General features: G+C 67.8%; 14 protein-coding genes and 1 pseudogene. 8 read left to right on the plus strand and 7 right to left on the minus strand.

What is annotated here, in order from left to right:
- Positions 1-3: 3 nt before the first annotated feature.
- Complete coding sequence (locus B8W69_RS12475) at positions 4-513, minus strand: 2-isopropylmalate synthase (RefSeq protein WP_085290122.1); 510 nt, start codon at positions 511-513, stop codon at positions 4-6.
- Positions 514-1,422: 909 nt separating this feature from the next.
- On the opposite strand from B8W69_RS12475, the gene B8W69_RS30300 reads away from it, so the two are divergent.
- On the plus strand, positions 1,423-1,644 hold the full coding sequence (locus tag B8W69_RS30300) for a hypothetical protein (protein ID WP_133057994.1): 222 nt from the start codon (positions 1,423-1,425) through the stop codon (positions 1,642-1,644).
- Positions 1,645-1,713: 69 nt separating this feature from the next.
- On the opposite strand, the gene B8W69_RS12485 is transcribed toward B8W69_RS30300, so the two are convergent.
- From B8W69_RS12485 to B8W69_RS12495, 3 genes are all read right to left on the minus strand, one after another.
- Entirely contained in the window at positions 1,714-2,706 is a 993-nt protein-coding gene (locus B8W69_RS12485) for an anti-sigma factor RsbA family regulatory protein (protein WP_085290123.1), read from the minus strand.
- Between the two features lie 144 nt (positions 2,707-2,850).
- Complete coding sequence (locus tag B8W69_RS12490; protein ID WP_085290124.1) at positions 2,851-4,308, minus strand: FadR/GntR family transcriptional regulator; 1,458 nt, start codon at positions 4,306-4,308, stop codon at positions 2,851-2,853.
- Positions 4,309-4,330: 22 nt separating this feature from the next.
- A complete protein-coding gene (locus B8W69_RS12495; RefSeq protein WP_085290125.1) occupies positions 4,331-5,524 on the minus strand; it encodes a thiolase family protein in 1,194 nt (397 codons plus the stop codon).
- A 64-nt stretch (positions 5,525-5,588) separates the two neighbouring features.
- On the opposite strand from B8W69_RS12495, the gene B8W69_RS12500 reads away from it, so the two are divergent.
- Positions 5,589-5,924, plus strand: a complete 336-nt coding sequence (locus B8W69_RS12500; protein WP_085290126.1) for a Zn-ribbon domain-containing OB-fold protein — start codon at positions 5,589-5,591, stop codon at positions 5,922-5,924.
- A gap of 10 nt (positions 5,925-5,934) precedes the next feature.
- Here the strand turns inward: B8W69_RS12500 and B8W69_RS12505 are convergent, their stop codons facing one another.
- Positions 5,935-8,100, minus strand: a complete 2,166-nt coding sequence (locus B8W69_RS12505) for an acyl-CoA dehydrogenase family protein (RefSeq protein WP_085290127.1) — start codon at positions 8,098-8,100, stop codon at positions 5,935-5,937.
- 175 nt (positions 8,101-8,275) lie between these two features.
- Positions 8,276-9,043: an SDR family NAD(P)-dependent oxidoreductase gene (locus tag B8W69_RS12510; protein ID WP_085290128.1), complete on the minus strand. Its 768-nt coding sequence runs from the start codon at positions 9,041-9,043 to the stop codon at positions 8,276-8,278.
- A 111-nt stretch (positions 9,044-9,154) separates the two neighbouring features.
- On the opposite strand from B8W69_RS12510, the gene B8W69_RS12515 reads away from it, so the two are divergent.
- Complete coding sequence (locus tag B8W69_RS12515; RefSeq protein WP_085290214.1) at positions 9,155-10,684, plus strand: ATP-dependent DNA ligase; 1,530 nt, start codon at positions 9,155-9,157, stop codon at positions 10,682-10,684.
- Positions 10,685-10,699: 15 nt separating this feature from the next.
- On the opposite strand, the gene B8W69_RS12520 is transcribed toward B8W69_RS12515, so the two are convergent.
- Positions 10,700-11,977, minus strand: a complete 1,278-nt coding sequence (locus B8W69_RS12520) for an ATP-binding protein (RefSeq protein ID WP_085290215.1) — start codon at positions 11,975-11,977, stop codon at positions 10,700-10,702.
- Between the two features lie 94 nt (positions 11,978-12,071).
- On the opposite strand from B8W69_RS12520, the gene B8W69_RS12525 reads away from it, so the two are divergent.
- The 5 genes and pseudogenes from B8W69_RS12525 to B8W69_RS12545 form a co-directional block, all read left to right on the plus strand.
- Positions 12,072-14,351 (plus strand): carbon starvation CstA family protein, encoded by a 2,280-nt coding sequence (locus B8W69_RS12525; protein WP_085290129.1) that lies wholly within the window; start codon positions 12,072-12,074, stop codon positions 14,349-14,351.
- Between the two features lie 138 nt (positions 14,352-14,489).
- Positions 14,490-14,786, plus strand: coding sequence for a hypothetical protein (locus tag B8W69_RS12530; RefSeq protein WP_133057995.1), 297 nt, complete (start codon positions 14,490-14,492; stop codon positions 14,784-14,786).
- Positions 14,787-14,968: 182 nt separating this feature from the next.
- Complete coding sequence (locus B8W69_RS12535) at positions 14,969-16,486, plus strand: Hsp70 family protein (protein ID WP_085290131.1); 1,518 nt, start codon at positions 14,969-14,971, stop codon at positions 16,484-16,486.
- 14 nt (positions 16,487-16,500) lie between these two features.
- Positions 16,501-17,166 (plus strand): nitroreductase family protein, encoded by a 666-nt coding sequence (locus B8W69_RS12540; RefSeq protein ID WP_181447382.1) that lies wholly within the window; start codon positions 16,501-16,503, stop codon positions 17,164-17,166.
- A 29-nt stretch (positions 17,167-17,195) separates the two neighbouring features.
- Positions 17,196-17,606: pseudogene (locus tag B8W69_RS12545) on the plus strand (polyphosphate kinase 2 family protein); the annotation flags it as partial.
- Between the last annotated feature and the right edge of the window lie 56 nt (positions 17,607-17,662).

A 17,662-nucleotide genomic window follows, 5' to 3' on the forward strand; every position in this document is an offset into this window, starting at 1 on the left:
GCCTTACTGGCTGGCGAATAGCCGGTTGGCGCAGGCGATCACGGCGCGCAGCGCCGACTGAGTCGAATCGTCCGCCCAGCCCATCGCCCACTCGGCGCGGACGCCGTCGCTGCCGCGGATGAAAGTCGCGCTGCCGGTTGCCGATCGCATCTGATGGAAATTGACGACCTCGAGCGCGATCCCGCGCTCATGCAGCATCGCGGTCAGGGCCGCGATCGGTCCTGATGCGGCGGCGGTGACGGTGCTGATCCGATCGCCCACGGCGATCACGGCCCGGTAGTTGCGGGGCTGCGGACCCAGTCGGGCCGCGGCACGACCACCGTCGGCGCACTGCCAGTCGCCCAGTCGCAGCGGGCCCGCTGCGTTGCGCCCATAGGTCGCGACGAAGCTCTCCCAGGACATGGTGTCGGCCCGCTCGCGGAGCCCGCGGGGCAGCGCGACGCCGAAGCGTTCGCCAAACCGCACACAGGCGGATTCGAAATTTTGGAGCTGATTGCGCTCGGGAAAAGTCATGGTGCCGGTCTTCTCTGGTCAGCAGGAGCGACCGACGGCAGTAGCTTCCGACCCACAGCGGGGGGTCGGTCAGGATCAGACCCCGCTGCGGGTGCTAGCTACTACGCCACGCTCGAAAAGACGCACGAGCGTTGACACTAGACCCCCGCCCGCCCCAGCTGCAACTGGCACGGACCCACAAACGAACCGTACAAAAGAATATAGAAATTAATCCTAAAAGTTTGGTTTACGCGTGTTTAACAGGGGGTATGTTGGCGAGCAGCAGTCAATTAGACGGCTGTTCAACTACCCCTCGATGGAAGGCACGATCATGAAGGCGAAGAGCACCAAGAAAACCCTCAAAGCTGCCGCAGCGGCCGTAGGGGTGGCCGCGGTGTTAGCACTACCCGGCTGTGCGACTGTCGGCGGAGCCGGGGGTTCAGGCCTCATCGGCGGTACCGGCGGCGGCGCCGGCACTGGCGGGGGAATTGGCAGCATCATCGGCGGCCTTCTTTAGCCGATTGAACAAGCGTCCCGCGGGGACCCTCGGTCTCGGCGGGACGCTATTTCCTCACTCGTCGCCTATCGGCAAGTGACGCGGGACAAAGAAGGCCACACCCCGTCTGGTCGGGGTTAAGCATCGGAATTTGTCCTCGTCTGTGGCGCTCGATTGATGCCATATTGCGCTTAATCAACGCGCCTTTGGCGCGCAGTTCTCATTTATCGTCAGCGCACACGCGATACCTTGCTGCGTGTGCTGATCTTCGAATCATGTTGTTGCACTCGTTAATTCATGCCAATACCCTCCGTCAGCGGACGCGTCACCAAATGCAAACCAGGTCTTTACCTTTGTCCGATAGCCGTTATAACATCCGTTAAATCGGGCGGTTTACACGCGAGGCTCTGCCCTCCAAAGGAAAGGATGTGATTATGAATTCAACGAGGACAAAGAAGGTCCTTAAAGCCACCGCGGCCGCCGCGGGATTCGTCGTGGTGTTATTCGCGCCGACCGGATGCTTGGTAAGTGGAACCACCGCTGGGACCACCACCGGGGGCACCCTGGGCGGCACCACCGGCGGCACGGTGGGTGGCACCGTCGGCGGCACGGTCGGTGGCATCGTCGGTGGGATCACCGGGGCGCTCGGCCTCTGACTGAAAAAGACAAGCGACCCGCGGGGACCTGTGGTCTCGGCGGGTCGCTATTTTCCTGTACCGCTCGTTTTAGCCCGCCGGGCCGGGAGCGGGCTCGAACCGCAGATACGCCTGAATCGTCGTACCGGTCCTGGTGGTGTGGGTTCGTACCAGGTCCGAGATGGCGTTGACCAGATACAGGCCGCGACTCGCGGGACCACAGGGGCCCGGGTCCAGGCGGCCCACCATCGGGTCATCGAACCGCCCGGTGTCGCGTGCCTCGCAGACCAGGTGCCCGTCGTCCTGCCAGAACGCCAACCGGCACGCGCCCCCGGTGTACATCAGGCTGTTGGTGGCCAACTCGGTGGCAACCAGCTGCAGATCCTCGGTGCTCTCCTTCGACAGCCCCATCCAGCCCGCGTAGTCCACGGCAAAGGACCGGGCCGGCCGGAGGTCAGCCGACTTGCGGACCATGTAGGTGACCGCCCCCGGGCCGACGGCCAGCGGTTGATTGCAGCGCTCCAGGACGTCTCTGGGCGCGAAATTCGGGCTGCGCTGCAGCGCACCACCTTCCCACAGCAGCGGATGTGTGGCGCGGGCGTCGGCCAGGACGGCATCATCGAGCCGGCTCGCGTCGTACAGGCACAGGCTGGTGGCCGGGTAGCCGTCCATCGCCTCGTTGACGAGCGCTTCGTGCTCGCTGCAGGAGACGAACTCCTCGTCGGTGCGGCCAGGCCACGCGAGCTGGCTGACGATCCGGACTCGTTGATCCGGATGCTCGTCGATGAACGCGCCCTCCATGGCCATGAACCGGCTCGGGTTGCGGGCCACCTCCGTGATGTCGACCATGCGCACGCCGGCGGGCAAGTCGCCACCGGCGTACAACTCGTCGCGCAGCAACGCCAGCGTCTCGGGGGGCGCGGCAAACAGCACCGCCTCGTCCACCGCCAAACCGTCGCCGACGAAGCGACCCACCAAATCCAAAAACTCCCGCTGCGAGTGATATATCGATGCGGAGTGGACGAAACCGTATTGTCTGGTTTCGCTATCCGCCGTCACTTCAGCGCTCTCGCTTTCGATCACCTACGCCAACCCCCTGCTGGGTCGGCTGACGCCTTCCCACCCTTCCAGTACCCAAGACGGGCCTTGGCTATACCGCGCAACAGGTCACATTTAGGTTCGCCTCATTTGGGTGAGAGGCCACTTCGACGGCCGGTGATCGCGTTTCTAGAGCCACCACGAGGCGGCCGCGTCGAGATGCCGACGGAGGCGATAAGCGGCGACGCTCTCGTCGGCCGCATCGACGGCCTCGACGATCCGTAGGTGGGCGTGGTGCACGGCCAGCACGTCCGACCATGTCGGCAGCGCCTGCCCGGTGCTCGACCAGTGCCGGCGGAAGAGCTCGACGATGATCCGAAGGAACAGGTCCAGCAGCGCATTTCCGGCGAGCTGCGCCAGGCCGACGTGGAAGTTGAACTCCTCCGCGATCGCCTGCCGCACGTCGTCGGTCGTCTGGCGCGAGTCTTCCGGCAGCCCGGCCCGATGACCGGCCAGGAACGCCGCCACCTCGGGTTCGCCCAGCCGCTTGACCACCTTTGCGACGTTGTCGATCTCGATGGCGTCGCGGACGCATCGCAGGTCTTCGCGGCTGGGATCGCGGTACTGCAGGTACAGCGCGATCGTGTCGATGCTGGCCTGCGCCGCGGGTTGGGCGATGACGAGCCCACCGCCCGGGCCGCGGCGCATGTGAGCTATCGAGTGGTATTCGAGGAGTCGGACCGCCTCGCGGAGCACCGCGCGGCTCACCCGGTAGCGCTCCAGCAGGTCCGTCTCGGTGCCGAACACCGAACCCACGTGCCAGCCGCTCGCGGCGATGTCGTCACCGATGGTGGCGGCGAGCATCTCGGCCAGTTTGCCACGGGGCGCCTCGGAATCGAGCCGCCGGCGCCTTTTGCGACCCCGGCTCCCGTCGCCCGCGTGATGCTGCTCCAGCCAGCCCGTGACGGCCTCGACGTGCCGCTCGGACAGCGTCTTCGCGCGCGCCGAATCGCCGCCGGTGACGGCCGCGACGATCGCGGAGTGGTGCGCGTGTAGATGGTCGACCGCCTCGATCGCCTCGGTCGCCGAATCCGTTCGCGACGCCAACGCGTAGCGGGTGGTGAGCCGCATCAGGACATTGATAAACAGTTGCAGCACTGGGTTTTTGGATTGCTCGGCCAGCGCCATGTGGAACTCGTCGCGCGGCGCCGGTAACCCGGGCTTCCACTGCTGCTCGGCCTGCAGCACCGCCCGCAGCCGCGCGATGCCGGCCTCGTCGATGCGCTCGGCGGCGAGCGAGGCCGCCAGCGGCTCGAGCACCAGGCGGGCGTTGAGCAAGTCGCCCAGCGTGGTGCCCAGGTATTCGAGATAGATGACGACCGCGCGGGTGGCGGGCCCCGCATCGGGCTCGCAGATGTACAACCCGCCGTTGGGCCCGCGGCGCATCCGCGCGACCTGATGGTGTTCGACCAGGCGGACCGCCTCCCGCAGCACCGACCGGCTCACCCCGAAGCGCTGCTGCAGAGCCTGTTCGGAGCCCAGCGACTCGCCCACCGCCCAACCACGCCGGACGATATCGGCTTCGATGTCGCGGGCGAGGATCGAAGCGAGTTTGTCGGCCTGGCCGGTCCTTGGCTCCTCAGTCATCCGGGCTTGATCGCCTTGTCGCTCAACAGGTCAGCAGCATGCACCCCGCGACGGGGCCACCGCCGACGGAGACGACGCCCACCTCGGGACGACGCGACACCTGCCGCTCCCCCGCGTCGCCACGCAGCTGCAGGCACCCTTCGTGCAGCGCCCAGTAGCCGTGCATGCGCCCCGCCGAGAGTTGGCCACCGTAAGTGTTCAGCGGCAGTTGCCCGTCGCGGGCGATCCGTTCCCCGCCCTCGACGAACGGGCCACCCTCGCCGTCGCCGCAGACCCCCAGCGCTTCCAGCCACGCCAGGGTGAGATAGGTGAATCCGTCGTAGAGCTGGGCGACCTGGAGGTCGGTGGGCTTCAACGTGGTGCGCGACCACATCTGGGCCGTCGCATCCGACATCGCCATCTTCGGGTAGTCCGCGCGGTGAAACCAGCCGCCGGCGCCGTCAGACCCGCCGATCGCCTCCACCTTCACCGCGCGGTGGGGACAGTCGGCGGCGTACTCCGCATGCGAGACCACCACCGCGATCGAGCCGTCGACCGGGACGTCACAGTCCAGCAGCCCCAACGGGGTGGACACCAGCCGGGCGCCCAGGTAGTCGGCCATAGTCATCGGATCCCGGTAGACCGCACGGGGATTCAACGCCGCGTTGCGCCTGCCGTTGAGAGCTATCCAGCCCAGCTGTTCTTTCGTTGTCCCGTACAGATCCATGTGGCGGCGGCAGTTGAGCGCCAGCCAGTTGGCGGCCGAATAGGCGTGCGCCGCAACCAGATCGTTGACGTCATCCATCGCCCCGACGGCGGGCTTCGGTTCGCCTTTGGGTGTCTCGAACATGCGCGCCAGCGGCGGGGCCGGTGCGTTCTCTTCCTGCTTGACCGGGACCGTGCCGCCGAGCATCTGGATCGTCCGGTAGACCACCACGTGGCGGGCGCGGCGTTCGGCGACCGCGCGGCAGGCCGACATGACCGGCGAAAGCAGGCCGCCGGTGCCGAAGCCCGACCCGCAGTCCGCGGCATCGATACGCAGCTGGGCGTTGACGTCCGCCGCCGGTGTGTCACCCAGCGTAGCGACGCCGTCGATGTCGCCGGCGGCCAGCCCGGCGTCCTCGATGGCGGTGCGCACCGCCTCCATGGTCAGCTCCAGGCCCGGGATGCCGGTGCGGCGGCCGATTCGTGAGATCCCGATGCCGGACAAGATCGCGTCTTTTTCGAAATGCGTCATCTACACCGCCCGTCGGAACCACACCCGCCACCGCATCGAATCAATTGAGTGTACTGTATTCGTCGTGTCGAACGGGCCGCTGCTCATCGAGTACTGCGACGGCTGCGCGCGCTGGGTGCACCCGGCCAGCGGCGAATGCCGCGAGTGCGGGGGCACGCTGGAGGCGCGAGAAGTTTCCGGGCGGGGCACCGTGTTCACGTACACGGTCAACCATCACCCGTACAACCCGGAGATCCCCACCCCGTACGTGATCGCGATCGTCGAGCTCGCCGAACAGAGCGGCCTACGGGTCGCCGCCAATATCGTTGACTGCGAACCCGATTCGGTGAGCTGCGGCATGCCCGTCGCCCTGCGGCCGGAACGCGGCAGCGGCGGCGCGGCGCAATTCGCGCCGGCCTGACCGCCCCTTACTAGTTGATCAGCGGGTCACGGGGCATCCCGAGGATCCGCTCGGCGATCTGATTGCGCGCCACTTCCGATGTGCCCCCGGCGATCGCCATCCCGCGGGCCCCCATCATCAGCCGGCCGGCCAGGGCGCCGGCACCGTCGGTCAGCGCGACCTCGGGACCCAGCAGCGCCGCCATGATCGCGGCGCCCTCCACCATGTGCTCGGCCAACTTGAGCTTGGTGACGTTGCCTTCCGGGCCGGGTCCCGCGCCTTCGACGCTGCGCGCGGCGCGGCGCAGGTTCAGCAGTCGCAGCGAGGTTTCCTCGGCGAGGTACGACCCGACTCGAATTCGCCCGCCCGCCAACCGATCCGCGCGTTGCTCGGTGAGCTGCACCAGTTGTTCGGCCAGTCCCTCGTAGAACGATCCGCTGCCGCCGATGCTGACGCGTTCGTTGCCCAGTGTCGCGCGCGCGACGGTCCACCCGGAGTTGGGCGTGCCGACGACGTCTTCGTCGGGGACGAACAGGTCGTTGAAGAAGACCTCGTTGAAGTCCGAGCCGCCGGTGATCTGCCGCAGTGGGCGCACCTCGACCTCGGGTGCCTTCATGTCGACGATCACCGTGGTGATGCCGGCGTGCTTCGGGGCGTCGGGGTCGGTGCGCACGGTGGCCAGCCCGCGCGCGCAGTAGTGCGCCCCGCTGGTCCACACTTTCTGGCCGTTGATCTTCCAGCCGCCGTCCACCCGGGTGGCGCGCGTCTTGATGGACGCGGCATCCGAGCCGGCGTCCGGCTCGGAGAACAGCTGGCACCAGATCTCGTCCTTGCGCAGCGCCTTCTCCACGAATCGTTCGATCTGCCAAGGCGTTCCGTGCTGGATCAGGGTCAGGATCACCCAGCCGGTGATGCCGTAGTCCGGCCGCTTGATGCCGGCCGCGCGGAACTCCTCCTCGATCACCAGCTGCTCGACGGCGTCGGCCGCGCGTCCCCACGGCTTGGGCCAGTGCGGCATGACGTAGCCGGTCTCGATCAGCTTGTCGCGCTGAGCCTCTTTGCCCAGGGCGGCGATCTCGGTGGCGTCGGCCCGGATGCTGGTGCGCAGTTCCTCGGCTTCCGGCGGCAGATCCAGGCTGTTCTCGCGGACGGCGCCGGCCGCGGTGCGCTCGAAGACGTCGGCGGCCGGCGCGTCACCGCCGAAGAGCGCGGCGCTCACCACCGCCCGGCGCAAGTGCAGGTGCGCGTCGTGCTCCCAGGTGAAGCCGATGCCGCCGTGTACCTGAATGTTCAGTTCGGCGTTGCGGACGTAGGCCGGGAAGGCCAGCGCCGCGGCCACCGCGGCGATCAACCGGAATTGCTCCTCGTCCTCGGACGCCGCGCGGGCGGCGTCCCAGACGGCCGCGATCCCGGACTCCGCGCCCACCAGCATGTTCGCGCAGTGATGCTTGACCGCTTGGAAAGTCGCGATGGTGCGCCCGAATTGCTGGCGCACCTTGGCGTAGTCGACGGCGGTGTCGACGCAGTCCGACGCCCCGCCCACGGCCTCGGCGGCCAGCAGGGTGCGGGCGCGGGCCAGCGCCGATTGCCTCGTCCCCGTCAGGACGTCATCGTCGGAGAGGCGCACATTCTGCAGGCGGACGCGTCCGGACCGCCGCGTCGGATCGAAGTTCTCCGGCACCTCGACCGAGACACCGTCGCGACCGCGCTCGAGCACCAGCACGTCGTCGCCCGCGGCGATCACCAGCAGCTCGGCCAGCCCGGCGCCCAAAACGATTCCGGCCTCACCCTCGGCCACGCCGTCGTTGACCCGCACCTGGCCGTCCAGCCCAATGCCCGCGGTGACGGTTCCATCGATGAGGCCGGGCAGCAGCCGCGACTTCTGTTCGGCGGTACCGTCTTTGGCGATCACCGCAGAGGCGATGACGGTGGGCACGAAGGGTCCCGGCGCCACCACACGACCGAGTTCTTCGATCACCACGACGAGTTCGGGCAGCCCGAAGCCTGAGCCGCCGTACTCCTCGTCGACGTGCAGGCCGAGCCAGCCGAGCTCGACCAGGTTCTGCCAGAACCCGGGGCGCGGCTCGTCGGTGGCGTCGAGCAGCGATCGCCCCGCCCACCGCGCCTTCTGTGAGGTCAAGAACCCGCGAGCCACCTCGGCGAGTTCACGATGGTCGTCGGTTATTGCGATACCCATGAGGGCCCTCCTCGCGCCGCATGCCAGCCGGGTGTGATTGTCCCGCTCCCGCTCGGACCGCCGTGCGGTCCGCGTCGTCGGAGCTGAAGCTGGGTGGCCTGCCCCGCTTCGAGGGGAAGCGGGGCGGCTGCCTAAAGAGTGTACTTAATGCGGGAAGGGTCCCAACGGCGGGCGTCTACTTGGGCGCGAACCGCTGCCCGGCGTCCAGTCGCAGGCACTGGCCGTTGAGCATCGGGTTGTCCACGATGGCGGCGGCCAGCTTCGCGTACTCCTCCGGACGGCCGAGGCGCTTGGGGAACGCCGCGTCCTTCGTCAGCTGCGTCGCGAACTCGTCGGGAATGCCCTGGGTCAGCCCCGTGGCGAACAGGCTCGGGGCGATACCCAGCACCCGGATGCCCACCGAGCCCAGGTCGCGGGCCATGGTCAGGCACATCCCGGCGATCCCCGCCTTGGCGGCGGTGTAGGCGACCTGCCCGATCTGACCCTCGAAGGCCGCGATGGAGGCGGTGTTGATGATGACGCCGCGCTCCCCGGTGTCGGGGTCTTCGGGCTCGTTCTTGGCCATGTGCGCGGCGGCCAGCCGGCTGATGTTGAAGGTGGCGATCAGGTTGAGATCGATCACCGACTGGAAGGATTCGAGGTCGTGCGGACCGGACTTGGTCAGCGTCCGCTTGGCGATACCGCCACCCGCGGTGGTGATCACGACGTGCAGGCCACCGAGCTTGTCGACTGCGGCCTGCAGGGCCTCCTCGGTGCCGGTGAAGTCGGTGACGTCGACCGGGTAGAAGGTGCCCCCCACGCCCTCGGCGACGGTCTTACCGTCGGAACCCTCGCGGTCGAGAATGGCGACATCCGCGCCGCGCTCGTGCAGCAGCTCGGCGCTGGCACGGCCCATTCCCGATGCGCCGCCGATGACGACGACCTTCTTCCCACTGATCTCCATCCGGACGTCTCCTTTGTGGTTGTCAGAATCACTGCGATCTGTAACGTTACGTAGGCACGCTAGCGTGTCCGCTCTGCAGCCTTGTCACCGAGCCATGCCAAGCTGGCAACCGTGTTCCTCCTCGACGTGGCGACGACGTCTACCGACGTCGGGAGCACGTCCTCGCGGCTGACCAAAGTCACCCACATCGCCGGCCTGCTGACCCGCGCCGCACCCGACGCCGCGGTGATCGCGATCATCGTGTCGTGGCTTTCCGGTGAGTTGCGGCAACGCCAGATCGGCGTGGGCTGGGCGGCGCTGCGCTCCCGCCCGCCGGCGGCCTCGCACGCCTCACTGACCGTCGCCGGCGTCGACGCCACCTTCTCCGAGATCGGCGCCGTGTCGGGCAAGGGCGCGCAGGCGCGCCGCGCCGCGCTACTGGACGCCCTGTTCGCCGCCGCCACCGACACCGAGCAGACCTTTCTGCTGCGCCTCCTCGGCGGCGAACTGCGCCAAGGCGCGCTGGCCGGGATCATGGCCGACGCCGTGGCCAAGGCCGCCGGCATCCCGGCCGCAGCAGTGCAGCGCGCCGCCATGCTGGGCGGGGACCTGCCGGCGGTGGCGGCGGCCGCCCTATCCGGTGCGGCCTCGGCGCTGGACGCGTTCACCCTGCGGGTCGGCCGGCCGGTCGGCCCGATGCTGGCGCAGACCGCGGCGGGCGTCGCCGATGCGATCGAACGCCACGGCGGCTCGACGATTTTCGAAGCCAAGCTGGACGGCGCGCGGGTGCAGATTCACCGCGCCGGTGACGAGGTCACCGTCTACACCCGAAGCCTCGACGATGTCACCGCCCGGTTGCCCGAGGTGGTGGAGGCGACGCTGGCGCTGCCGGTCGACAACCTGATCGCCGACGGCGAGGCCATCGCGCTGCGGCCCGACAACCGTCCCCACCGGTTCCAGGTCACCGCCTCACGGTTCGGCCGCTCCGCCGACATCGCCGCAGCCGTTGCTGCGCAGCGGCTTTCGGTGTTCTTTTTCGACATCCTGCATCGCGACGGCGTCGACCTGATCGATGCCCCGACCACCGAGAGGCTGGCCGCCCTCGACGCGTTGGTGCCGCCGGCGCAGCGCGTCGACCGGCTGCTCACCGCCGACCCCGCGGAGGCCGGCACCTTCCTGGACGCGACGCTGGCCGCCGGCCACGAGGGTGTGATGGCCAAGGCGCCCGACGCACCGTATGCGGCGGGGCGCCGCGGAGCGGGCTGGCTGAAGGTCAAGCCGGTGCACACGCTGGATCTGGTGGTGCTCGCGGTGGAGTGGGGATCGGGGCGGCGCCGCGGCAAACTCTCCAACATCCACCTGGGCGCGCGTGATCCGGCCAGCGGCGAATTCATCATGGTGGGAAAGACTTTTAAGGGCATGACCGACGCCATGCTGGAGTGGCAGACCGCGCGGTTCAGCGAACTCGCGGTCGACGGGACGGACGGTTACGTCGTCCACGTGCGGCCCGAACAGGTGGTCGAAATCGCGCTGGACGGCGTGCAGAAATCGTCACGCTACCCCGGCGGGCTGGCGCTGCGGTTCGCCCGCGTGGTGCGCTATCGCGACGACAAGAGCCCCGCCGAGGCCGACACCATCGACGCCGTGCGCGCGCTGTATTAAGCCCGCACGCGGGAACTATAATCTCGCGAATCGTGCTTTGTCGTCAGTGAATTCGGCCAGGAGCACGCCGGTCAACGTCGGCCGCACGTCGTCGACGGCCATCAGATAATCTCCGGTCGTCGCGGGCTCTCCTCGCCCGTGCTCCATCTCACGGTCAAACGCCACCTGCGCGCCCTTGCGGGCCGCGAACTCGATGTCAGCGGGGGTGAACAGTTCGGTCGCAGCGACCAGCTGTTCCACATCGATACCCGAATCACCTTCGCCCAGATAGCGTTTCCATACAGACATGCGAGCAGGCTGGTCCGGTGGACCGATCGGAATGACATAGTCGAAGCGGCCGGGCCGCAAAAACGCCGAGTCGAGCGTGTGGACCGAGTTGGTGGCGCAGACCAGCAGGCGCCTGTCGTGCTCACGAAACGACGGGATGAGTTTCAGCAACTCGTTCGTGACGCCGGTTTCAGTGGTACTGGCGCCGGCACGAGCGGCCGCGATCTCCTCGACTTCGTCGATGAACAGCACCAACTCATCCAGTTCGGCCAGTTCTCCAAAGACTTCCCGGAGTGAAGCCGCCAGGCCGCCCTCGGCCGCCGCGGCCAGTCGGGACGGAAAGAGCTCCACGAAGGGCCAGCCCAGCCGCGACGAAATGCCTTTGGCGAAGCTCGTTTTGCCAGTTCCCGGCGGGCCGAACAAGATGACGGCCTTGGGAGGGCGCACTCCATAGCGGTCGGCGATGTCGGGGTGAGCCAGCGGGGCGATGATGCGCTGTTCGATGATGAGCTTTTCCTGCTCCATCCCGGCCAGTTCCTGCCACAACCCCGGCGGCAGCATCCGCCCGCCCAGCTGTGCGAGCATGTTGGCCTGATCGGGCCGCAGGTGCTCGACCATTTCGTAGTACACCAGCCCGTCGCGGCGCGCGTAGCCGGAATTCTCCAGCGCCGCTGAGCCGGTCGCGCCCTCCGGAACGATTGCGCAAATCTTGCGCACCCCGACCGAGCGCAGTCGTCGTTCGAGGTCGGCCAGTAGCGCGCTGCCGATACCGCGATGACGCCACCGTGACGCCAGCGCCACCAGCAGCACCCACGCCCGTTCACCGTCCGTCCGCGCGACGGCCATCCCGACCACTTCGTCACCCACCTCGGCGACTACCGCCGGTTGACCGGACCGGGCGGCCGCCATGACTTCGGCGACAGCGAAGACCGGCTCCGCCGAACCCGGATTGCGGCTTTGGTCCCAAATCTGAATCGCCTGGTCCAGGTCGTCGTCGTTGTAGTCACGCACTCGCCATAACGGCACCAAATCACGGTAATGCCGTGGTCCCGTAATGGCCATGGCCTTGCCCGCTCCGCTGAACAGGCGTGATTGATTCAGCGCGCGTAGGGTTTCCGCCGTGGCAGTCTCGGAGCACGGCGCAGACGTCAGCTACGTCCACACCGACGATGACCTGCCACCCGTCGCGGTTGTCGACCGCTCCCCCATCACCGTGCGGCACAAGATCGTGTTCGCGATCGTTGCGGTGCTCGGCGCCGTCGCCTGGGCGATCATCGCGTTCGCCCGCGGCGAGACGGTGAACGCGGTATGGATCGTCGTCGCGGCGATCTGCACCTACCTGATCGGATTCCGGTTCTACGCCCGGCTGATCGAAGTGAAGATCGTCCGGCCGCGCGACGACCACGCCACGCCCGCCGAGATCCTCGACGACGGCAGCGATTACGTTCCGACCGACCGTCGGGTGCTCTTCGGCCATCACTTCGCCGCCATCGCCGGGGCCGGGCCGCTCGTCGGCCCGGTGCTGGCCACGCAGATGGGCTATCTGCCGTGCACCATCTGGATCATCCTGGGCGCGGTATTCGCCGGGGCGGTGCAGGACTACCTGGTGCTGTGGATCTCCACCCGGCGCCGGGGCCGTTCGCTGGGCCAGATGGCGCGCGACGAGCTGGGCGCCACCGGCGGGGCCGCCGCGATGGTGGGCGTGCTCGTCATCATGGTGATGATCATCGCGGTGCTCGCGCTGGTGGTGGTGCGCGGACTGGCCCAGAGCCCGTGGGGCGTGTTCTCCATCGCCATGACCATTCCCATCGCCCTCTTCATGGGCTGCTACCTGCGGTTCCTGCGGCCAGGGCGGGTAGGCGAGGTCTCCCTTATCGGTTTCGCGTTGCTGATGCTCGCCGTGGTCTCCGGCAACTGGGTCAGCGAAACGCCTTGGGGCGCATCGTGGTTGAACCTATCGGCGGTCACCGTTTCCTGGCTGATCATCAGCTACGGGTTCGTGGCGTCGGCGCTGCCGGTGTGGCTGCTGCTGGCGCCGCGCGACTACCTGTCGACGTTCATGAAGATCGGCGCCATCGCGTTGCTGGCGCTCGGCATCTTCCTCGCGCATCCGCTCATCCAGGCGCCGGCGGTCTCGCGGTTCGCCCACCGGGGCGACGGGCCGGTGTTCGCCGGCTCGCTGTTTCCGTTCCTGTTCATCACCATCGCGTGCGGCGCGCTGTCCGGATTCCACGCGCTGATCTCGTCGGGGACGACGCCCAAGCTGCTGGAGAAGGAAAGCCAGATGCGCTTCATCGGCTACGGCGGCATGCTGACCGAGTCGTTCGTCGCCGTCATGGCGCTCATCAGCGCGGCCGTCCTCGACCAACACGTGTACTTCGCGCTCAACGCCGCGGCCGCGCAGACCGGCGGGACCGCGGCCACCGCGGCGCACTACGTCAACGGCCTCGGGTTGTCGGGCGGGCCGGCGACCGCGGACCAGCTGAACCAGGCCGCCGCCGGCGTCGGCGAGAAATCGATCGTGTCACGCACCGGCGGCGCCCCGACGCTGGCAGTGGGCATGTCCGAGGTGCTGAATCGGGCCTTCGGCGGCGCCGGTCTCAAGGCGTTCTGGTACCACTTCGCGATCATGTTCGAGGCGCTGTTCATCCTGACCGCCGTCGACGCCGGCACCCGGGTCGCGCGGTTCATGCTCTCCGATGCGCTGGCCAACCTGGGCGGGCCGCTGGCCAAGCTGCAAAACCCGAGTTGGCGCCCGGGCGTCTGGGGATGCAGCCTGGCGGTGGTCGCCGCGTGGGGCGGCATCCTGCTGATGGGTGTGACCGATCCGTTGGGCGGCATCAACACGCTGTTTCCGCTGTTCGGCATTGCCAACCAGCTGCTCGCGGCGATCGCGCTGACCGTCATCACGGTGATCGTCATCAAGAAGGGCCTGCTGCAATGGGCGTGGGTTCCCGGGGTGCCGCTGCTGTGGGATCTGGTGGTGACGCTGAGCGCGTCATGGCAGAAGATCTTCTCCGCGGACCCCGCCGTCGGCTACTGGACGCAACACTTCCGGTACCTGGCCGCCAGGAGCGCCGGTGAGACGTCGTTCGGGTCGGCCAAGAACGCCCATCAGCTCGACGAGGTCATCCGCAACACCTCCATCCAGGGCACCCTGTCCATCCTGTTCGCGATGGCCGTCGTCATCGTGCTGATCGCCGGAGTCCTGGTTGCGCTCGGGGCAATTCGCGGTCCGGGCAGCAAGTTGAGCCGGCCTTTGACCGAGGACGACCCGGTGCCCTCGAGGCTGTTCGCGCCCTCGGGCCTGATCCCCACCGCCGCCGAACGCGAGGTGCAACGCAGGTGGGACGGGCTGCCGACGTCGACTCCCGGGATCGTCGACGTTCAGGAGCGTTGACCGCCCGCTGACCCGTAACTGCCGAGGTGCCGTAACGACCCGCGCACAAACAGGTAGTCGACTACGCGTGCCTACTGGCGATCGCCGACCTTACGTTGACTGCATCACCGGCAGACCTACGCGAAGAAGGTGGACGAAATGCTGGTCACGCCAACGGGACTCCGGGCCGCACCCGATACCCAGCCCATTCCGCAACCGCTCTCGGCGGCGCCGTCGGCCGAAGGGGCACCCGCAGAGGTCCTGATCAGCACCCAACAGGTGCTCTTCGGCACCGCCGCAGTCCAGGGGACGCGCCGCGCCCCCCTCGCCGGCCGGATCGCCAGCGCGCTGCGGCGGATGGCCGCGGACGCGAATCAGCCGCGGCACCCCCACTACCCGACGCATTACACCTACATCGAGAACGCCCGCATGGCGCGCGAAATGGACAGGCTGTGACTGCGATCGTCAGCGTCGTCTGCGTTGGGTTGATGGCGCTGCTCGCGATGGGGACCCACAGCCTGCAGTGGTGGCTCGAGCGCTACGACTACGAGCGCCATTTCGAGGACTGACCGAACTCGTACGGCACGCCGCGGAGAAAGGTCGTGCCCAAGCCCGCGTCGCGGTCCTAAGCTTGCGCGATGAGAGTCGGTATCGACTTTGGCACCACCCACACTGTCGTCGCGGCCGTCGACCGAGGCAACTATCCCGTCGTCTCCTTCGAGGGCGTGGATGCGTGGCCATCGCTCATCGCCGCCAATGCCGCCGGGGAGTTGCGCTTCGGCGCGGACGCCGCGGCCGTCCGCCACGAACCGGGATGGTCGGTGCTGCGCTCGTTCAAACGCCTGCTCAACGACGCCGGCCCCCAGACCGAGGTCACCCTCGCGGGCCGTGACTATCGCCTGGCCGACCTCCTCACCGGCTTCCTGGCCCAGCTGAAAACCGATCTGCAACGGCACTCGAACGCCACCCTGGCGCCGGGCGAAGGCATCGAGGCCGCGATCAGCGTGCCGGCCAACGCCTCGAGCGCCCAGCGCCTGCTGACCCTGGACGCCTACGTGGCCGCCGGTTTTCACGTCGTCGCGCTGCTCAACGAGCCGTCCGCCGCGAGCCTCGAATACGCCCACCGATACCGATCCACCATCACCGCCAAGCGCGAATACGTCCTCATCTACGACCTGGGCGGCGGCACATTCGACGCGTCGCTGCTGAAGATGACCGGGCACGCGAACGAGGTCGTCATCAGCGAGGGCATTCAGCGCCTCGGCGGTGACGACTTCGACGAGGCGATCGTGGAGCTGGTGCTGGCCCGCGCCAACCTGCCCGGCCTCGACGCCGCCGAGCGCGATCTGCTGGCCGAGGAGTGCGCCGCCCGTAAAGAGGCCGTCGGCCCGCAGACACGCCGCTTCCTGGTGGACCTGTCTGCGGTCGATCGGCCCCCGTTCTCCTGCCCCATCGACGACGTCTACGCGGTGTGCGCGCCGCTGGTCGACCAGACGACGGAGTTGCTCAACCGGGTCCTGCACGATCCGGCGCGCGGCCGCAAGGACGTGGACTGGTCGGAGGTGGCGGGCATCTACGTCGTCGGCGGGGCCGGCGGCTTCCCGCTGGTGTCCCGGATGCTGCGCAGCACCTTCGGCGAGAAGCGGGTGAGACGCTCGCCGCACCCCTTCGCCGCCACCGCCATCGGTCTCGCCGTCTTTCTGGACAAGGAGTCCGGTTTCGCGCTGTCCGAACGCTTCTCGAGGAACTTCGGGGTATTTCGGGAGGCCGAGGCCGGTGCCGGTGTCGTCTTCGACCCGATCTTGTGCAAGGACGTTTCGCTTCCGGCCGACGGGCAATCGCCGCTGGTGGTGAAGCGAAAATATCGAGCGGCACACAACATCGGGCACTTCCGGTTCGTGGAATGCAGCCGCCTGGTCAACGGGCGGCCCGACGGCGACGTCACGCCCTATGACCCGGTGCTGTTCCCGTTCGACCCGGCCCTCTACGACCGCAACGACCTCGGGCGTCAGCCGGTGGGTCGCTGGACGGACGGGCCCGACGTCGAGGAGCGCTACGTCATCGCCCCCAGCGGTGCGGTGGAGGTGACGTTGACGACGAAGCCGGCCGGGTTCGAACGCACCTTCCGCCTGGAGCGGTGCGCGTCCGCGAGTTGATGAGCCATCCCGCCATGCAGCTATACGACGTGATGCGAACAACTTTCGCGGCACGGGAATTCACCGACGATCCGTTGCCCGACGAGGTGCTGGGGCGCATCTTCGACAACGCCCGTTTCGCTCCCAGCGGCGGCAACAGGCAGGGCGCCCACGTCACCGTGGTGCGCGACGAAACGGTCCGCCACCGGCTGGCCGAACTCGGCAAGCCCGCCGCTCGCCGCTACTTCGCCCAGTTACAGGCGGATGAAAACCCTTGGAATTCAATTCATCCCAGCGGCGTGCCGCAAGACGTCATCGACGCGACCGAGATCCCCGACACCTTCGTGGCGCCGATCGCCAAAGCGCCTGTCGTCCTGGTGGTTTCGGTGGACCTGGCCGTTGTCGCCGCAATCGACCAGAATCTGGACCGCGTCGGCATCGCCGGCGGAGCCTCGGTCTACCCGCTGATCTGGAACATCTTGCTCGCCGCGCGTAGCGAGGGCTACGGCGGCACCATCACGACGATGGCGATCGCGGCCGAAGAACACGTCCGCGAACTGCTGGGCATCCCCGACCGGCACGCGGTGGCCGCCGTCGTGCCGCTCGGAAAGCCGGTGCGGCAGCTGACCAAATTGCGCCGCCGCCCGGTCGCCGAGTTCATCACTCGAGATCGATTCGACGGTCCGGCCTTCGACGGGTAAGGGGTCGACAAGGCCGATAGCGTCGAACGATGACCGAAATCGATCTGGACGCTCTGCCGACCCCCGAACACGGATACACCGTGGACGACGATGACGACGACCCGGTCCTGCTGGACCGGGACGGCAACCACATCGACACGTGGCGCGAGCGATACCCCTACGACCATCGGATGTCGCGCGACGAATACGAGCGACTCAAGCGACGGCTCCAAATTGAGCTGCTGAAATTGCAGAAGCACTATTTCCAGCGCTACATCAGCCACCTGCCGTCCAGCGGCGAGATGGTGCTGTTCGTCTGGTTTTCGGTGTCACCCGCCGAGCAACGCACCCGGTTTGCCATCCGGTTGGTCGACCCGGTGCGGCAGTGGAAGTTCTCGCCGATGGACATGGCCTCGGTGCAGAAGTGGAAGGAGTACACCGCGGCGAAGGAAAGGATGTGGTGGGTGAACCCGCCCCATTGATTGCGGGCCGGGCACTGACCGACTGAGGTGAAGGG

This window comes from Mycolicibacterium vulneris (genome assembly GCF_002104765.1).
GTDB classification, from domain to species: Bacteria; Actinomycetota; Actinomycetes; order Mycobacteriales; family Mycobacteriaceae; genus Mycobacterium; species Mycobacterium vulneris.